Raw genomic sequence first — 17006 nt, forward strand, 5'->3', positions numbered from 1 at the left:
TGGACAGGGTGCGGATCAGATACAGCCGCAACCCGGGGGTCAGGGAAGTTGCAGGTTCCGGAGCTGTCGGCGGGAGGTGATGTCCAGCTTGCCGAAGATGTTGCGCAGGTGTGCGTCGATTGTGCGCGGGCTCAGGAACAGCTGTGCCGCGATCTCCTTGGAGGTGGCTCCGGTGGCGACCAGCCGGGCGATGTGCAGTTCGCGGGCGGTGAGCGCGTCGGCCGCCTGGGCGGTTCGCTTGCGCGGTTGCTCGCCGGTGGCGCGCAGTTCGCGGGCGGCCCGCTCCGCGAACGCCTCCACGCCCATCTCGGACAGCAGCCGGTGGGCGGTGCGCAGCTGTTCGCGCGCGGCTTGGCGTCGGCCTTCGCGGCGCAGCCATTCGCCGTAGACCAGGTGGGCGCGGGCAAGATCGGTCGCCCTCCGGCACCGGCCCAACCGCTCGATCGCCTCGCGGTAGAGTTCCTCGGCGGCCGGTCCGGTGCTGGTCAGCGCCCGTGAGCGTGCCTCCACTCCGAGGGCCCATTGGGTGCCGCTGGCACGGGTCCGCGGGCTGAGTCGCTCCAACGCGGCGGCCGCGTGGGCCGGTTCGCCTGCGCGGACGGCCGCCTCGATGAGCTCGGGCAGGGCCACGCTGCTGTGCGCCAGCTCGTCGTACTCGCACGGCCCCGCTGCGGCGGCCAGCGCGGCGTCGTAGTTGCCCAGCCCGTTGTGCAACACCGCCATCGCGTACTGGGCCAGGGTGACCACCGTGCCCTCGCCCCGCCCGGTCGCGTCTCGAACCGCGGCCGTGTACAGCTCAGAAGCCTCGGCCTGCCGACCGCGCCAGGCGGCGAGCGTGAGCCTGGCGTGGGGCAGCGACGGGGTCCCGGTCGACTGAGTGATCGCGGTCTCCTCGGCGATCAGCTCGGCGGTCCGGGCGAGCTCGCCGTTGCCCACGATCATGGTGGCGTGAAAGTTGAGCGCGGTGGCGAGGGTCGCCAGCGCGCCGACGTCGCGGGCAAAACGGACGTAACGGCCGGTCAGCACGTCGACCTCGTCGTCGAACAGCATGATCGCGATGCGGCAGGCCAGCCACAGCTCGCGACGCCCGTCGCTGTCAACCCCGAGCCGGTGGCCGCGCATCGCCTCCAGCGCCCGCTGCAGACCGGGCACGCTCGCCTCGTACCCTTGGGTGAACCTGGTCACCAGCCCGTCGAGCAACAGGTCGACCGGCCCCGGCGGCATCGGCGGCGGGGGCGCGGCCCGAGCGGCCTCGGCCACCTCCGGCACCCCGCGGCCCTGACCGAGCGGACCGGCGTGAATGGCCGCCTCGATCGCCTCCAGGTAGGTCTCGCGGGCCAGCGCGGCATCCAGCGGGGCGAGCCTCTTAGCCGCGTCCAGCAACATCCCCGGCACGTCACTGCCCCGCGTCAGAACGAACGCGATCTGAGCGCGCAGCAACTCCACCCGGGCATGCTGCAGCGCGTCCAACGGCCCCGCCGCCGCGACCGTCAGCAGTTCCAGTGCGGCCTCGGGACCCCCGGCCTGGTGCTTGGCGTGCGCGGCCGCCAACGCCCGGCGAGCCCGCTCAGCCGAGTCGGGGGTCAACGCGGTCGCCTGTTCCAGAAACGCGGCCGCCGCGGCCGGCCCGCCACGGGCCCGTGCTCGTCCGGCCGAGTGCTCCAGTTCCGCGGCGACCGTCTCGTCGGCACCTGGGACGGCCTGCGCGCGGTGCCAGGCGCGGCGGTCGGGGTCGGCCTGCGGGTCGGTGGCTTCGGCCAGCGCGTGATGCGTGCGGCGGCGCTCAACCGGTGCGGCGGATCGGTAGATCGCTGAGCGCACCAGTGGATGCGCGAACCGCACCCTGGCACCGATCTCCAGCAACCCCGCCGTCACCGCCGGTGTGGCAGCCTCGGCGCCGATGCCAAGGTGCTCGGCCGCTCGCCACAGCAGCGAGGTGTCGCCGAGCGGTTCGGCCGCCGCGACCAGCAGCAGCGACTGCGTCTCAGCCGGCAGGCTGCCCGACCGGCGTTGGAAGCTGTCCTCGATCCGGCGCGGCACGCTCAATGCGTCAGGCAGCCCGAACCCGCCCGCCAGCTCTGCCAGATGTGCCGGTTCCGCGCCTCGGGGCAGCTCCAGCAGCGCCAGCGGGTTGCCGCGCGCCTCGGCGATGATCCGGTCGCGCACCCCCTCATCCAGCGGTGCATGGACGGCCGCGGCCAGCAACGCTCGCGCGTCCGCCTCACCCAGCCCGCCCAGGCGCAGCTCCGGCAGCCCGGCGAAGGCCTCAGGGCCCTCAGGGACGGGGCCGGGGTCGCGCAGAGCGAACAGCAGCGCCAGCCGTTCGGCCTCCACGCGCCGCGCGACGAACGCCAGGGTCTGTGCGGATGCCTCGTCCAGCCACTGCGCGTCGTCCACCAGGCACAGTAACGGCCGCTCCTCGGCGGCCTCGGCCAGCAGGCTGAGCGTGGTCAGCCCGACCAAGAGCCGCGCCGGCGGGTCACCGGCGCGTTGTCCCAGCGCCACGCCCAAGGCGGCCTGCTGCAGATCGGGTAGCGCACCCAGCCGGTCCAGCATCGGGGCGCACAACTGATGCAAGCCCGCGAAGGCGAACTCCATCTCCGACTCCACACCCACCGCGCGCTCCACCCGAAACCCCGACGCGGCATCGCGGACGTGCTCCAGCAACGCCGTCTTGCCGATCCCGGCCTCTCCCCGCACCACCAGCAAGCCGCTGCGTCCACCCCGCGCCTGGACGAGCAACCGCTCGACAGCCTCACGCTCGGCCCGCCGGCCCCGAAGCATCGTTTGATTCTCCTGCGCGCACCGGCCGACGCTCTGTCGGACTGATCCTGTTGGCTTCCATCCCGAGCCTAGGTGATCGCTACCGACGCGAAGGGCTCGCCGCCGGTGCGAGTTTGAAGACATGCCAAGCCGCGCCGAACACACCGGTGAGCCTCGGTTACAGGGCGACATCCGTTCCTGATGCGCCTGCTTCATCACCGGCGCGGACACCGAGCCGGGCCACTTCACCTACGAAGTCTTCGCCGATGAGGCCGCCCCGGAGCCTGTATGTGCATCCCACCGAGTAAAGGAGGAGATCTGATGATCTACCACACCGTCCGTATGACCATCCTGCCCGGCATGCCCGCCGACAAGGTCGAGGAGGCCGTCGAGAGCATGCGCAACCAGGGCCGGGTCATCCCCTCGGTCGTCTCGTTCGTGGTCGGCCCCGACATCGGGGGCGAGTACGAGTGGGCCTCCGCCTACGTCATCGAGGACCTCGACGGCTACTGGGAGTACCTCAAGCACCCCGCCCACCGCCACACCGACGAGATCGGCCTCCCGCTGGTCGACAAGTTCGTCTCCTTCGACATCACCGACGACCCGGACCCTCAGATCGCCGACAAGATCGCCGCACTGCACCGGCGTCGTTATGAAGAGGACCCGGCCCTGGCCAAACTCGTGTCCGGCCTGAATTCCTACACCGGCAGCAGCGCCCCCGGCCCACACGCCAACTGACGGCCGAGCCCACCGATGTCTCCGCGCCTATGGGATGGTCATGCCACTTCCTGCTGGTGCGAATGGAGACCCGGACGCGGTGGCCGCTCGGCTAGGTGGGCGACTGGGTCCGCAGGCATCGATGTCGAGCAGGCCACCACGCTCGGTTTTTCACGCGTTGCTTTCACGATATGTTCTGCGTCGCGGATCATTGAGGTGATCCCAGCGAAAGTGATTCGTACGGGTCAAGCGGATCACCTGCTGGTCGGTTCCTCCGACTATCCGGACCAAGCGACCACGGCGGTCACGGCGAAACCCAGGAATGCCGATCCAAGCATCAGGAGAATCCAGTTTTCCAGCAGCGACCTCACCATGCTCCATCTTGTGTATAGGAGCATGACCTGCGGCTTGTTTGCCATATACACCACTGGTACTTCTCGGCCCGGCTGCATCTTCGCGTCCATGCGCACGATCGGCTTGCAGGCCACCCGGTTCCCGTGTTGGTCCTCAAAGGCGATGATCGGTGCCCAGCGTGTTCCCGATTCGGCTCTGGTCGCTGCGTTGTCGACCACTACACCGAACGCGTGTCGTAGCCGCGGCGGTGCGGGCGCTGCCGCCGAGACCGCGCAGGTCGGGTGCGATGACCCGGTATCCGTGCTCGGCGAGGACCGGCATGACGTGCCGTCAGGCCCGCCAGGTCTGCGGCCAGCCGTGCAGCAGGAGCACCGGTGCCCCCGAGCCGCCGATCACCGCATGCAGGCTCACGCCGTTCGCGGTGACGATCGTGTGCTCGAGCCCCCGGGGCCCGGCTCGTACGGCGTGCTCATGATGCCGGGATCAGGGCGCCGACGATGGGGATGAGCTGACCGTGCAGACGCCGATGGTCACTCCCGCGATGATCAGGTTGCGGTGGCCGGTCGCCTTCACCGCGGCGGCGAACGCGGGGTCGTCCATGGCGTCGACCGCGCCCACGCGCCGGATACGGCCCTCGTACTCCCTGGGAGCGATCGCGGCGAACTCCGGTAGCAAGGGCCCCTGCGCGTGATCTTCCATGGAGGTGGTCAGGATCAGGCGAGTTGCGGGACAGCAGTCGCGTACGTCTTGAGGTTCTGAAATTCGGTGATGGCCGAGGGGCCGCACAGTAGGCCGTATCCGCTCTGCTTGAAACCGCCTTGCTCGAAGTGTTCGGAGAGCACGCCCCAGACGTTGACCCAGATTCCACCGAAGCGAAGCTCGCGTCCTACCCTGCGGGCTCGGATGTCGCTGCCGGTGAAGACCGACGCGGCCAGGCCGAACTCCGTGGCGTTCGCCCGCTGGACCGCGTCGGCCTCGTCGTCGAAGATCTCGAAGGTCTGGACCGGACCGAACACCTCCTGCTGCACCAAGGGGACGTCGAGCCGTTCCACCTCAAGCAGTGAAGGGTGGTAGAAGGCGCCGCCTGCCGGCTCGGGATCGGTGACGGGCCCGCCTCTGACGATGACCTTGGCGTACGATGCGGCCTCCTCGACGATACGGTCGACCCTTGCCACGGCGGCCTTGTCGATCAGCGGCCCCATCTGACTGGAAGGATCCTCCGCAGGCCCGACCTTGACCGCCTCCAGAGCGGCAGCCAGCCGGGTACGCAGTTCATCGGCGATGCCGCGCTGAGCGAGCACACGCGAGCCTGTGCCGCAGTACTCCCCGTTCATCAGAATGCAGCTCATCACCAGCTGTGGGACCACGATGTCCAGGTCGGCATCGTCGAAGACGATCAGCGGGGTCTTGCCGCCCAATTCGAGGTTGGCGCGCTTGAGCGTCGGCGCGGCCGCGGCGGCGATGGCGCGTCCGACGTGGGTGCTGCCGGTGTAGCTGAGCACGTCGACGTCCGGTGACTCGACCACGAGCGGTGCCACCTCGTTGCCTGCTTCGGTGAGGAGGTTGACCACGCCTGCGGGGAGGGACTTCGTGGCGGCGACGACTTCGGCGAACAGGGCATTCGTCAGCGCGGTCTGCCCTGGCATCTTGACCACGGTCGTGCAGCCGGCGCCGATCGCCGGCCCGAGGGCACGGACCAGCAGGATCACCGGGGAGTTCCACGGTGTGATGATGCCGGCGACTCCTATCGCCTCGGGGGACGAGTGAAAGTAGGCGCCCGGCTGGGGCTCGGCGGCCCGGCCGGCGATCTGGGTGAGCGCGGAGGCGGCGCTGTATCGGAGCCAGTCGACCGACAGCGACACCTCCCAGGTCGTCTGTTGGAGCAGCTTGCCGTTCTCCTGGGCCAGGGTTCGGCCGATGGCGGGGACGTGTTCGGCGAGCCGGTCGGCCAGTTCGTTGAGTGCTCGGGTCCGCAGCGCCGCGTTCCGGGACCAGTCGGTGGTGTCGAAGGCGGTACGTGCGGCGGCGATCGCGGCTTCTGCCTCGGCACGGCCCGCGGAGACGTACGTGCCGACGACGTCGCCGGTGGAGGGGTTGATGGACTCGTGTACAGAGCCGGCGTCACTCCACCTCCCGTTGATCAGATTGCGGGCGGCAGTCGTGGTGGACATCAAAGAACAACCTTTCTTGAGGGGAGTGCACTCCGGCGGCGGACAGCCGTCAGATGGGCTGTTCTTCGTCGAGCGGGGTGGTCTTGCGGGAACCACGTTCGCGTGGTGCAGGACGCGTTCGCGTCGGTGACGATCGCCTAGCCGTCGATCGGTATCGCCTACGCGGTAGGTACCACGCTTTTGGGGCGATGAGAGGTCGATGAGCCGAGCGCGAGGCCGTTCACGGTCGCCGGGCAAGGGCCGGAGCTCTACCCGGCACGCGGTACGCCACGTGGGCGTCTCCATCGTCGACGCCGCAGCGCCGGCGGCGACCACGCCCGCCGCCCGGGCAGTGGACTAGATTGCCGGGATGACGGAGGATGCCCCGCTTGAGGATTTGATCCAGGAAGGCCGGCTCTCGCCGTCCGTGCCCGCGCGGATCGGCCGCCACGACGTGCTGGTCGAGGCCGGCCCGATCGGGACGAGCGTCTACCGGATCCGGGGCGAGCGGGTGCTCACGGTGCGCGGCAACCGGGGGTACCGCGAAGAGATCGTCGCCGCGCTCCTGGACGCCGTGGACGACCTCGCCGACGCCGACGACCTCGGCTCGGTCGTACGGCTGCGCCCGATCGAGGTGCCGGGGTTCGCGCTGGACCGGGCCGCCCTGCTCGGCCCCGGGCACACCGACTTCTTCAAGAACACGCCGCTGGCGGACCGTGGCATGCAGGTGATCCCGGTGCACCGTTCCGAGGCCGTCGACGGCGAGGAGTGCGCAGCCTTCTGGCCGGGCGTCATCGGCAAGAACCTGGCCATCCGGCACCTCGACTGGACCCGCGAGCCGTCCCCGCGGGCCGACGTGCGGCGCCTGGACGACGGCGAGGGCGGCCTGTACCGGCGCCGGGGCAGCCGCAGGAGCCCGAAACCGGGGCTGGTGAAGGCGGAGATCGTCCTGAAGCACGACCTCCCCGGCCTGCTGGACGGCGTCCGCCTGTCCGTGATGGACGTGCGGGGCCACGACCTGCGGGTGCACCGTGAGTGGGACCGGCTGCGCGGCACGCTCCGCGTCCCGGGCGAGGCCGAGGTCGTCGACGTGGACGTCCCCCGCCTTTCGGCCTGGGACGTCTTCGGCCCGCTGTTCGCCGGCGCCGCGTTCGACGCGGCCGCACTGGCGGCGGCATCGGCGTCGCCGCCGGAGGACATGCTGGAGATGCGGGTGAACGACGAAGGGCGTCGACGGTACGACAGCGAGGCCCACCCCGCCTCACTGGAGGAGTGCCTGGAGTGGCTGCGGGCGCTGTGCCCCACCAACGGCAACTTCCTGGTCTTCTGCGGCAAATCGGGCGGTTGTCTCCAGATGATGTGGCAGTCGGAGTCCGAGTCGCAGGAGCCGCGGCTCTGGCTGGAGACCCCCGAGCTTGAGCACCGCCGCTCGCGTGGCCGTCACGTCACCCTCGACGAGGCGGAACGGATGATCACGGTCCTCGCTCGCGAGGACCGGGTGGCCGTGGACGACCTCGGCGATCTCGAACACGTCCCGTTCTAGGCATGCCCCTCACGGGGCCGGTTTGAGGGCGAGAACCGCCATGTCGTCCTGGCGTTGTCCGCCGGTCCAGCGCGTGACGCTGCGCGCCAGGGAGTCCACCAGTTCGCGCGGGTTGGAGGACCGGATGTGGGCCAGCCCGACGACGGGGTCGTAGAAGGTTCCGTCCCGGCCGCGGGCCTCGGTGATCCCGTCGGTCACCAGCAGCAGCGTGGCGCCCGGAGGCCAGTCGACGGTGTCCGGCCGGGCCGCGCCGTCCGCCGCCGGCAGGTCCATGCCGAGGGGAAGGCCGGGGGCGCTCGGCTCCAGCACGGTCACCTCACCGGTCCTCAGGAGGTACGGCGCCGTGTGCCCCCGGCTGAGAAGTGACGCCTTGGTCGCGTCCGGCGCGATCTCGACGAGCAGGGCGGTGACGAAGCTCTCGAAATGATCGACCTTGCTGGGATCCTTCTCCACGGTGAGGGCGTTGTGCAGCCGATCGGCCAGCTCCGAGAGCGTCGCCGCCCTCCCGGCCTCGTGACGGAACGCGCCGATCACCTGGCAGACGGTGGACACCGCCGGCAGTCCCTTACCGCGGACGTCGCCGATGATCGCGCGGACTCCGAACGGCGTGGCCCGCACCGCGTACAGGTCCCCACCGACCTGGGCCTCCGCCTGCGCCGCTTCGTAACGGGCGGCGATCTGCAGCGAACCCAGCCGCGTCGGCGGATCCGGCAGCACGGCGCGCTGGGCCGCCTCCGCGATGTCCTGGGCGACCGCCAGGTGCCGGCTCTGCCGGTCCATCAGCCACTTGACCCACAGCCCGATCACGCTGACCAGCAGCACGACCGCCAGATCGACCAACAGCGGCGTCACCGGGCGGCGCAGTCGAAGGTCGACGCCGGCGACGATCACACCGACCACGGCGACGGTGACGATGCTCGTCCGCCAGCGGAACAGGACACTGGCGACGAGTGGCGCCGACGCCAGGAACGGCAGGCCGAGGTACGGCTCCGGACCGAACAGATCGGCCGCCGCACCGCCCAGAATCATCAACACCGGCACACCGCGTAGGACCACGACCGGGTTGGCGCGGATGTGCTTCATGCATCCCCCAGAGAGCCAACGGCTCACAAAAGCCCTGGTTAGGCACGATACCCGCGCCTGGAGATGCGGTAGTCGCCCGGCTACTCCGACAGTACTTGGGCGGCGGCGGTGCGCCCGGCCGCGCGGCCGAAGACGGCGGCGCGCATGAGGGCGGCACCGCCGGGATAGTCGCCGTGGAACAGTCCGCCGGTGGCTTCGCCGGCCGCGTACAGGCCGGGTACGGGCGTGCCGTCGGCTGCGAGGGCCCGCCCGTCGGGGTCGATGCGCACGCCCCCGAAACTGAAGGTCAGTCCCGCGATCGCGTGGTAGGCGACGAACGGCGGCCGGTCCAACGGAGTGGCCCAGTGAGACTTGGGCGGGTCGACGCCGACCGTACCGCGTTCTTCGGCGATGTCGTCGCCGGGCGGGCAGGCACGGTTGAACGTCTCGAGTGTCCGCGCGAGTCGATCGGCGGGTACTCCGATCCGCTCGGCGAGTCCGGGGACGGTGTGCGCGGTGATCGGCACGGCGGCTCCGGCGAACTCGTCGGCGACACGGGCGGCGGTGCGCCGGTCGAAGATCTCGAAGGCCTCGCAGCCCGGCTGGCCCATGATCGCCTTGCCCATCTTGGAGTAGTTCTTGACCCACGGGCCGGGTCCCTCGTCGACGAACCGCTCGCCGTCGCGGTTGATGAGCACGCCGAGCCAGAATCCGTGCAGCGGGAACGGTGGGGACGCCTCGCTGCGCTGCGGCGAGGGCATGGCGGGGTCGACCGCGGCCGAGTGGCACCGCGACCAGACGCCGGCCTCGGCGGCCCCGGCACGAAGCGCCGCCAGGATCCCGTCGCCGGTGGCCAGCCGGGTGCCGCGCAGGCGGACCGTCTCCCATTCCGGTCCGAGATGGCGGCGGCGCAGTGCGCGACTGGCCTGAAATCCGCCGCTGGCGATCACCACGGCGCCGGCGGGCAGGATCTCGCCGCCGTCGCCGACCGAGACGCCCGTGACACGACCGTCGTGGCGGACCAGGTCCGCCAGAGGCGTGTGCCAGCGGATCTCCACGCCGATCCGCTCGGCGTGCCGCAGGAGGGGCCGAATCACCTCGAATCCACGCGACATGCCCTCACCGGTGCTCGTGAGGATCTGGCCGGCGGGGACGTGCAGGACGCCGTCACTGACCGTCGCGCCCAGTGTGCGGTTGAACGTGAAACGGACGCCTTTCCTCGTCAGCCAGCGCACGGTGTCCAAAGACCGTTCCGCGAGTGCGGTGACCAACCGCGCGTCGGCCCGGCCCTCGCTCATGGCCATCAGCTCGGCCGTGTAGGCGGCGGTGGTGTAGGGCGGAGCGTCGATCCGCTCGGCCCTCATACCGGGCTCGAACTCCTCGGTGATCGACATTAGATCGTCGGGCCCGTCGTAGCAGAACAGGAACAGGCCGCCGGAGAACGCGGCGTTCCCGCCGACGTCCTCGCGGCCGCCCTTCTCCAGGAGCAGGACACGGGCGCCGGCCTCGCGCGCGGAGATCGCCGCCGACAGTCCGGTCAGCCCGGCTCCGGCCACGATCACGGTCGGGATTTCCTGGGGTGCTGGGGTCATCACTGGTCCTCCGTGACCGCTTTCACCAAGTGAAGGCGAATGGTGCCGTGGGACGATCCGCGCCCGGCACCGGACCGGTGCGGCGGACGAAGCCCTTGCCGGGTACGCCGATCTCGTCGGCGAGCCAGTTGGCCGCGTCGATGAGCCGGGGCAGGTCGATCCCGGTGGGCACGCCGGCCAGTTCGAGGAGTTGCACCGCGTCCTCGGTGCACAGGCCGCCGCCGGGCGTACCCGGCATGGCCGGGTGGCCGCCGCTCCCCGCGAGCGAGGTGTCGATGTCGCGGACGCCGAGTTCGAGGAGCGGGAGCAGGGCGGCCAAGCCCATGCCGCGGCCATCGTGGATCTGGATCGTGAGGTGGTCCGCGGGTATGTGTGCGAGTGCGGCAGTGACGAGCTCGCGGATCTGGGGTGGTGCCGCGTAACCGGCGGAGTCGGCGAGGATCCAGTGGTCCACCCCCATGTCGAGGAGTCGCCGGGCCAGCGGCTGGAGGTCCTCGCCGCGGCGCGCGGGACCGGTGGGCCCGCCCCAGGCAAAGATGAGATAGGTGCCGAGCACGATGTCATGGTCCGCGGCGAACGCCGCCATCCGTTCGAGTTCGGCGAGCGACCGTTCTGTCGACCGGCCGATGTTGGCGCGGGAGAACCCTTCGTCGGCCGAGAACAGGAAGGACGCGGTGTCGGCACCCGCGTCGACCGCGCGGGCGAGCCCGCGGGTGTTGCCCACGCAGCATCCCAGGGTCAGCCCGGGAACCCGGGGGACCCGGGCGAAGACCTCCGCGGCGTCGGCGAGGCCCGGCACGAGGTCGGGCCGGACGAAGGAGGAGAGTTCGAACGCCCGGACGCCGGCGCCGATGAGCCGTCGTACGAGCTCGATCTTCACGGCGGCGGGAACGATACGGTCTTGGAAGGCCAGGCGAGGCGCGATCTCGCGGATGCGCACTCCGCCAGGACGGGTCATGAACCCTCCTTCGCCGGAGGGTGTGACCACGGGGGCTGTGTTTTCGATTTCCTCGCTTCGCTCGGTCATGTCGTTCCTCAGGCGTGTCGGGTGGGCTGGAAGCCTGCGGCGTGGGAGTCCCAGGCGCCGGCCGGTCCCTGGCCGCGCAGGTCGTGCTTGCGTACCTTGCCGGTCGGGGTGGCGGGGAGTTCGTCGACGACCCGGTAGTAGCGCGGGACCATGAAGTAGGGCATGTGCCGGTCGCAGTGCGCGAACAGCTCCGCGAGGTCCAGGCGCCGGCCCGGCTCTGGCTGCAGCACCGCGAGCACCTCGTCCTCACCCAGCTCGGAGGGGGTGCCGATCGCCGCGGCGGCCACCACGCCGGGGTAGGAGAGCAGGACGGACTCGACTTCGTGAGAGGAGATGTTCTCGCCGCGTCGGCGCAGCGCGTCCTTCTTGCGATCGATGAAGTAGAAGTAGCCGTCTTCGTCGGTGTAGCCGAGGTCCCCGGTGTGCCACCACAGGTCGCGGGTCGTCGCGAGTGTCGCTTCCGGCTCCCGGTGGTATCCGGAGAACATGATGTGCGGCAGGCGCGGCCGGTACACGATCTCCCCGGCTTCGCCGGGCGCGGCGCGGCGGCCCGACTCGTCGTGGATCTCCACAATGGACGATTCGGTGGGCAGGCCGATCGAGCCGACCTTGCGGCCCTCGATGGGGTTGTACAGCACGTTCTTTATCTCGGTGAGCCCGTAGCCCTCGATGACGCGCACGCCGAAGCGTTCTTCGAAGGGGTGCAGCACCTGCGGAGGGGCGGGCGCGGCGAACACCCGCTTCACCCGGTGGTCGCGGTCGCGGTCCGACGGAGGCCGAGCCAGCAACATCGGCAGGATGGAGCCGAGCGCGTTGAACTGGGTGACGCGGTGCGTGCGGATCTCGTCCCAGAACCGCCGGGCGCTGAACCGGCGGCCGAGCACGACGGTCGCCCCGGCGTAGAGAGCGTGCAGGGAGATGTTGACCTGCGCGGCGCCGTGAAACAGCGGCAGGCACGTGTAGAGGCGCTCGCCGGGCGTCGTACCGAGATTCGCCGCGCACTCGCGCGCGGCGACCACCTGCATCCGGTTCGGGTAGACGACGCCTTTGCTCCGTCCTGTGGTGCCGGAGGTCAGCATGATGGCGACCGGATCGGCGGCACCGACGCGGGGCAGCTCGCTCGTCGGATCGCCGGCCGCCGGCAGTTCCGTCCAGGTGCGCACGCTGACCCCGGGCGGGGTGCGGCGCGGCGCCGCGTCGTCGAGCAGCACGACGGTCGTCAGGGTGCGCGGGGGCTCCGGCAGGTCCGCCACGAGTTCGAGCAGGCCCGCCTCGGTGACCAGGATCCGCACGTCGGTGCTGCGGAGCGCATGATCGAGGAACGAGCCCTTGTAGGCGGTGTTGATCGGCACTTCGACGAGCCCGGCGCGAGCCGCGCCGAACCAGGTGAGCAGATACTCGGCCCGGTTGGGCAGGAAGATCCCGACCGAGTCGCTCGGCGAGGCGCCGAGCGCACGCAGCCCGCGGGCCACCTCGGACACGGCCTCATCGAGCCCGCCGTAGGTCAGTTCGGCGCCGTCGGCCACGAGCGCGATCTTGTCCGGATGCGCTCGCGCCCGTGCGGCGATCAGTCCGCCGACGGTCTCGTCGGCGAGGTCGGCCAGACCTCCGATGGCCCGCGTGGTGGTCGCCGTCATGCCAGCTCTTTCTTCGCCCGGGCCAGGAAGCCTTCCAGCGCCGGATCCCATGCGGCCTCCGCGCCGGTCGTGACGAGGAACGCGTCGATGCCGAGGTCGCGGTACGTGCCCAACGTGTTCAGGACGCGCTCCTCGGTGCCGACGAGCGCCTGAGAGTTGGCGAACCCGCCCAGGAGCTTGGTCAGACCGGTCCAGAAGCACTCGTCGTGCAGTTCCTGATCGGTCAGCGCGAGCGCGCGTTCCCGCCCGACGGAGGTGTCGGTCGAGGACGAGCGCAGGAACTTCGTGGTGCCGGAGGCTTCGGCGATCTGCCGTTCCACCGCGCGGGCCTGGGCCCAGGCGTCGTCGTCGGTGTCGCCGATGAACAGTCGCAGGCTCAGCGAGAACCGCATCTCGCGACCGTAGGCCGCCGCGGCGGCGGTGACCCGGTCGATGCGTTCCTTCGTACCGGCGAACGGCTCGCCCCACAGCATGTAGAGGTCGGCGTGGCGGGCCCCGAAGTCCACGGCGTCGGCGCTCTCGCCGCCCATGAAGATCGGAACCTGGCCTTGGACCGGCTTGGTCTGGAGCTTCACGGCCTCGGCCGTGTAGTACTCGCCGTGGTGATCGAACGGGGCCGTCTCGGTCCAGGCGCGGCGCACGATGTCGAGGTACTCGACCGCGCGCCGGTAACGCTCGCTCTTGGGCAGGTCGTCGGACTCGCGGCGCAGGTCCTTGTCGGACCCGCCGACGACCACGTTGACGGCCAGCCGGCCGCGGGCGAGCACGTCGAGAGTGGCGAAGTAGCGTGCGGCGGCCACCGGCGCCATCACCCCGGGACGATGCGCGACGATCGGCGAGAACCGCTCGGACGCGGCGAGCGCGAACGGCGCGGTGGCGTGGTTGTGCGGCCACGTGGAGGAGTAGCCGACGAGGACCCGGTCGATCACCTCGGAACGGTCCAGTTCCCGGATCCGCTCGATCATCCGCTCGGGATCGGTCTCGCCGGCCTGCAGGGGTTGTACCCCGGTGAAGAAGTCGACCACGATGTTCTCCTCAGCTTTCTGCGTGGAATCCGTTGCGGGACAAGGGGCGTCGCGCGAGCCAGGCCTCGTGCCGGGCGTAGTGGTCCGGATGGCGCGTCCGCAGTTCGGCGCGGGCGGTGGCGAGTTCCGTACCGTCCAGCGTCATCCGGGCGGAGACGTCCCATCGGCGGCCGGCGTGCGCGTCGATCCGGGCCAGGACCTCCAGCCGCCGCTCCACCGGGACCGGGCGTCGGTAGGAGACCGCCAGAGACTTGGTGACCAGCCGTGGCTCGACGCGCAGGGCGGCCATGTTCAGCACGTCGTCGAACACCGCCGCGATCCAGCCGCCGTGCGCCACACGCGGGCCGCCCTGCCAGTGCCGTGGGCAGATGACGTCGAACCGTACGGCGGCGTCGCGGGCCTCCGCGACCTCGACGCCGAGCCCGCAGACGCCGGCCGGGGCGCAGCCGCCGCACAGCAGCCGGCCGGACGGCGACGGCCCGATCACGAAGGCGTCAGGGTCATCGGTCACGGGCATCTCCGCTCGCGAGAAATCCCGCGGCCCGGCGGAGCGCCGCGACCAAGGGCTTCGGTACGTCGATCGTGCCGCGCCGGAGCGTCTCCTCACGGCAGGCGACGGAGCGGTCGAACGGAGCGCGGACGGCGCCGCCGCCTTCGACGGGCCTGGTCGCCCGGATCGACGCGGCGAACGCGGCGACGCGGCGGCGGTAGTGCTCAGCGTCGGTCAGCGCGCCGGGATCGACCAGCAGGACGAAGAAACCGCAGTCCGAGATCCCCGGCGGGTCGGCCGCCGCGCCGCTCATCATGCCGAGCAGCTGGACGACCATGGCCAGCCCGGAGCCCTTGTGGCCGCCCCACACGCCGAACGCGCCTTCGAGCGCCGCCGCCGGGTCCAGGGTCGGTGCGCCGGCGGCATCGTAGGCCTGCCCGGGTTCGAGCTTCTCGCCGAGCCGGGCCTTCAGCGTCACCTCGCCGTGCATGACGGCGGAGGTGCCGATGTCCCAGATGACCGGCGCCGGTGTGGACGGGAAGCCGAAGGCGATCGGGTTGGTGCCGAACCGGCCTTCGGTGCCGCCGTGCGGTGCCACGACGGCGGGCCCGCTGCCCGCGATCATCCCGGCGAGCCCGGCCTCGGCCGCCTTCTCCAGGTAATAGGAGAACATGCCGGTGTACCAGGTGTTGCGGGCGCCGACGACCGCGACTCCCTGGGCGCGGGCCTTGGCCACGGCGAGTTCCAGTGAGCGCATGCCGACGAGGTAGCCCACCTGGTCGCCGCCGTCGAGGGTGGCGGATACGGCGGTCTCGGTGACCACCCGGATCGGCTGCGGCGGTTCCGGGGCGGCGCGGATGCGCTCCGTTATCGACAGCGCACGGGCGAGCCCGCCGAACGCCAGCCCGCGCAGTTCGCAGTCGAGCAGATGATCGGCGATGATCTCGGCCTCCTCCGCGGTGTGACCGGCGGTGGTCATGGTGGCGACCACGAGGGCGCGGGCGCCGGACAGCGTCAGGGTGGTCATGAACCGGCCTCCAGGGACAGGACCGCCTCTTTCGGGATCGCCGGGCCGGGCATCAGGCGGCCGCGAGGTGGTGGTAGCGGCTTCGGAAGAACAGCAGCGGGGACACGGCCGCGCCCGCGTCCAGTTCGTCGACGCGGCCGACGACGATGCGGTGGTCGCCCGCTTCGTGCACGGCCTCGATGGTGCAGCCGATCCAGGCCACGACGCCGTCGATCACGGGATCTCCGTGTGGTCCCGGTCGCCACGCCACCTCGGTGAACTTGTCCTCGCCGGACACCGCCAGCGCGCGGCAGACCGGTTCCTGACCGGCGGCCAGGACATTGACGCAGAAGGTGCCGCGTTCGGCGATGACGGGGAACGTGGAAGACGTCTTGCCGGGCAGGAACGCCACCAGCGGCGGGGTGAGCGAGACCGAGGTGAAGGAGGAGACGGTCATGCCCACCGGCCGGCCCTCCGCGTCCAGCGAGGTGATCGCCGCGACGCCGCTGGGGAAGTGCCCCAGGACGGACCGGAATCGGGTGGAGTCGACCTCCGCGGGATCTGTAAGCATGCTGACATGTTATAAGCATGCTTACAGAAACGGAAGGGGGTGGCGACGCCATTACGCTGCAGGAGTGACAGATCCGCTGCCGTACACCGACCCGTTCGATGACGGTCGCTCGCCGGGACGGGCGGCGAGTGACATGGACGAGGCCTCGTCCCTGATCGACGCGGTGTTCCGATTCGAACGCGCCGTCACCAGGATCGGGAACACCCGGTTGCGGCCCTGGAACATGACGCTGTCGAGCTACACGGCGCTGCGGATCCTGGCCGGCCGGCCTCACCTCACGCTCGCCCAGCTGGCCCGGCGCTGCTACGCCCGGCCGCAGACGATGACCCGCATCGTGACGCAGCTGGAGAACCGCGGTTTCGTCGCGCGGGGCGCGCATCCGGAAAGCGAGCGGGCGCTCTCCCTCGAGGTCACCGAGGAAGGCCGGGCCGCCCTGGAGGAGATGGGCACCGAGGTGCTGAAGATCAGCGACACGCTCAACGCGCTCCTCGGCCGGGCCGACATCGTCGCCACCGATCGTCGGCTGCGGCAGGCCGCGCAGGTGGTCGAGACCGAGCTCAGGCAGATCGAACGGCCGGAGGGGTGAGCGCGGTCGGCCGTCATGGCGACGCCGCGAACGCCTGATCGCGATCTCGACCTGCCCTGCCCGGCTGCTGCGTGGCGTTACATCACCGCGGCGGTCTCCAGCGGTCCGGCGGTGATGCGAATGGTCCGGATCCGGAGCGGTTCTCCGTCGCCGAGGTAGTAGATGTGCATGAAGGGGGCGCGCACCACCCGGTCCGGCTCGGTCTTCTTGGCCATGGTCGCCTCTCCTCGCAGGAGGCAGGCGTCGCCGGCGGTCCAGAACTCGAGCACCTCATGGGTGATGTTCAGCGGCTCATCGATCCTGACGAAGAACGCCTTGATGGCCTCGGCGCCGCGTACGTGCTCGGTGCCGAAGAACATCTCGGTGTCCTCGGTCATGTGCGCGAACCCCGCTCCGAACTCCAGGGTGTCGATCTCGCGCATGATCTGGGAAACCCAGTCCGGCGTCACCGCCGGGGTCGCGTCGTGTGTCATGGCCGGCTCC

General features: G+C 70.7%; 15 protein-coding genes. 3 read left to right on the forward strand and 12 right to left on the reverse strand.

Annotation, left to right across the window (positions count from 1 at the left end):
- Positions 1–39 precede the first annotated feature (39 nt).
- A complete protein-coding gene (locus OG417_RS04195) occupies positions 40–2784 on the reverse strand; it encodes an ATP-binding protein (protein WP_329249988.1) in 2745 nt (914 codons plus the stop codon).
- Between the two features lie 300 nt (positions 2785–3084).
- Between OG417_RS04195 and OG417_RS04200 the strand changes: the two genes are divergently transcribed.
- The gene (locus OG417_RS04200) at positions 3085–3501 is read left to right on the forward strand and encodes a Dabb family protein (RefSeq protein ID WP_329249992.1); all 417 of its coding nucleotides are present in this window, start codon (positions 3085–3087) and stop codon (positions 3499–3501) included.
- Between the two features lie 816 nt (positions 3502–4317).
- Here OG417_RS04200 and OG417_RS04205 read toward each other — a convergent pair.
- Complete coding sequence (locus OG417_RS04205; RefSeq protein ID WP_329249996.1) at positions 4318–4533, reverse strand: hypothetical protein; 216 nt, start codon at positions 4531–4533, stop codon at positions 4318–4320.
- 14 nt (positions 4534–4547) lie between these two features.
- Positions 4548–6005 (reverse strand): aldehyde dehydrogenase family protein, encoded by a 1458-nt coding sequence (locus OG417_RS04210; RefSeq protein WP_329249998.1) that lies wholly within the window; start codon positions 6003–6005, stop codon positions 4548–4550.
- A 349-nt stretch (positions 6006–6354) separates the two neighbouring features.
- Between OG417_RS04210 and OG417_RS04215 the strand changes: the two genes are divergently transcribed.
- Positions 6355–7527: a hypothetical protein gene (locus OG417_RS04215; protein WP_329250001.1), complete on the forward strand. Its 1173-nt coding sequence runs from the start codon at positions 6355–6357 to the stop codon at positions 7525–7527.
- 9 nt (positions 7528–7536) lie between these two features.
- Here the strand turns inward: OG417_RS04215 and OG417_RS04220 are convergent, their stop codons facing one another.
- The 8 genes from OG417_RS04220 to OG417_RS04255 form a co-directional block, all read right to left on the reverse strand.
- The gene (locus tag OG417_RS04220; protein ID WP_329250003.1) at positions 7537–8610 is read right to left on the reverse strand and encodes a PP2C family protein-serine/threonine phosphatase; all 1074 of its coding nucleotides are present in this window, start codon (positions 8608–8610) and stop codon (positions 7537–7539) included.
- 80 nt (positions 8611–8690) lie between these two features.
- Positions 8691–10181 carry an FAD-dependent tricarballylate dehydrogenase TcuA gene (gene tcuA, locus OG417_RS04225; protein WP_329250006.1) on the reverse strand — a complete coding sequence of 497 codons (1491 nt, stop codon included), beginning with the start codon at positions 10179–10181 and terminating at the stop codon, positions 8691–8693.
- A gap of 22 nt (positions 10182–10203) precedes the next feature.
- Positions 10204–11139: a hypothetical protein gene (locus tag OG417_RS04230; RefSeq protein ID WP_329250009.1), complete on the reverse strand. Its 936-nt coding sequence runs from the start codon at positions 11137–11139 to the stop codon at positions 10204–10206.
- 77 nt (positions 11140–11216) lie between these two features.
- Positions 11217–12845, reverse strand: coding sequence for an AMP-binding protein (locus OG417_RS04235; protein WP_329250012.1), 1629 nt, complete (start codon positions 12843–12845; stop codon positions 11217–11219).
- The gene (locus OG417_RS04240; protein WP_329250015.1) at positions 12842–13870 is read right to left on the reverse strand and encodes an LLM class flavin-dependent oxidoreductase; all 1029 of its coding nucleotides are present in this window, start codon (positions 13868–13870) and stop codon (positions 12842–12844) included. Before OG417_RS04240 ends, OG417_RS04235 begins: the two co-directional genes overlap by 4 nt.
- 10 nt (positions 13871–13880) lie before the next feature.
- On the reverse strand, positions 13881–14381 hold the full coding sequence (locus OG417_RS04245) for a PaaI family thioesterase (RefSeq protein WP_329250018.1): 501 nt from the start codon (positions 14379–14381) through the stop codon (positions 13881–13883).
- Complete coding sequence (locus OG417_RS04250; RefSeq protein WP_329250021.1) at positions 14371–15387, reverse strand: Ldh family oxidoreductase; 1017 nt, start codon at positions 15385–15387, stop codon at positions 14371–14373. The genes OG417_RS04245 and OG417_RS04250 overlap by 11 nt, the downstream gene beginning before the upstream one ends.
- 52 nt (positions 15388–15439) lie before the next feature.
- Positions 15440–15937 (reverse strand): flavin reductase family protein, encoded by a 498-nt coding sequence (locus OG417_RS04255; protein WP_329250024.1) that lies wholly within the window; start codon positions 15935–15937, stop codon positions 15440–15442.
- 64 nt (positions 15938–16001) lie between these two features.
- Between OG417_RS04255 and OG417_RS04260 the strand changes: the two genes are divergently transcribed.
- Positions 16002–16523 carry a MarR family winged helix-turn-helix transcriptional regulator gene (locus OG417_RS04260; RefSeq protein WP_329250026.1) on the forward strand — a complete coding sequence of 174 codons (522 nt, stop codon included), beginning with the start codon at positions 16002–16004 and terminating at the stop codon, positions 16521–16523.
- Positions 16524–16600: 77 nt separating this feature from the next.
- Here the strand turns inward: OG417_RS04260 and OG417_RS04265 are convergent, their stop codons facing one another.
- Positions 16601–16996: a nuclear transport factor 2 family protein gene (locus OG417_RS04265; RefSeq protein WP_329250029.1), complete on the reverse strand. Its 396-nt coding sequence runs from the start codon at positions 16994–16996 to the stop codon at positions 16601–16603.
- Positions 16997–17006: the final 10 nt, after the last annotated feature.

The sequence above is a fragment of the Actinoallomurus sp. NBC_01490 genome (assembly GCF_036227085.1).
GTDB classification, from domain to species: domain Bacteria; phylum Actinomycetota; class Actinomycetes; order Streptosporangiales; family Streptosporangiaceae; genus Actinoallomurus; species Actinoallomurus oryzae.

Excerpts from the sequence above, each read along its gene's own strand:
- OG417_RS04195 (WP_329249988.1), bottom strand. The coding sequence starts at position 2,784 with ATGCTTCGGGGCCGGCGGGCCGAGCGTGAGGCTGTCGAGCGGTTGCTC.
- OG417_RS04200 (WP_329249992.1), top strand. The coding sequence starts at position 3,085 with ATGATCTACCACACCGTCCGTATGACCATCCTGCCCGGCATGCCCGCC.
- OG417_RS04205 (WP_329249996.1), bottom strand. The coding sequence starts at position 4,533 with ATGGAAGATCACGCGCAGGGGCCCTTGCTACCGGAGTTCGCCGCGATC.
- OG417_RS04210 (WP_329249998.1), bottom strand. The coding sequence starts at position 6,005 with ATGTCCACCACGACTGCCGCCCGCAATCTGATCAACGGGAGGTGGAGT.
- OG417_RS04215 (WP_329250001.1), top strand. The coding sequence starts at position 6,355 with ATGACGGAGGATGCCCCGCTTGAGGATTTGATCCAGGAAGGCCGGCTC.
- OG417_RS04220 (WP_329250003.1), bottom strand. The coding sequence starts at position 8,610 with ATGAAGCACATCCGCGCCAACCCGGTCGTGGTCCTACGCGGTGTGCCG.
- tcuA (WP_329250006.1), bottom strand. The coding sequence starts at position 10,181 with ATGACCCCAGCACCCCAGGAAATCCCGACCGTGATCGTGGCCGGAGCC.
- OG417_RS04230 (WP_329250009.1), bottom strand. The coding sequence starts at position 11,139 with ATGACCCGTCCTGGCGGAGTGCGCATCCGCGAGATCGCGCCTCGCCTG.
- OG417_RS04235 (WP_329250012.1), bottom strand. The coding sequence starts at position 12,845 with ATGACGGCGACCACCACGCGGGCCATCGGAGGTCTGGCCGACCTCGCC.
- OG417_RS04250 (WP_329250021.1), bottom strand. The coding sequence starts at position 15,387 with ATGACCACCCTGACGCTGTCCGGCGCCCGCGCCCTCGTGGTCGCCACC.
- OG417_RS04255 (WP_329250024.1), bottom strand. The coding sequence starts at position 15,937 with ATGCTTACAGATCCCGCGGAGGTCGACTCCACCCGATTCCGGTCCGTC.
- OG417_RS04265 (WP_329250029.1), bottom strand. The coding sequence starts at position 16,996 with ATGACACACGACGCGACCCCGGCGGTGACGCCGGACTGGGTTTCCCAG.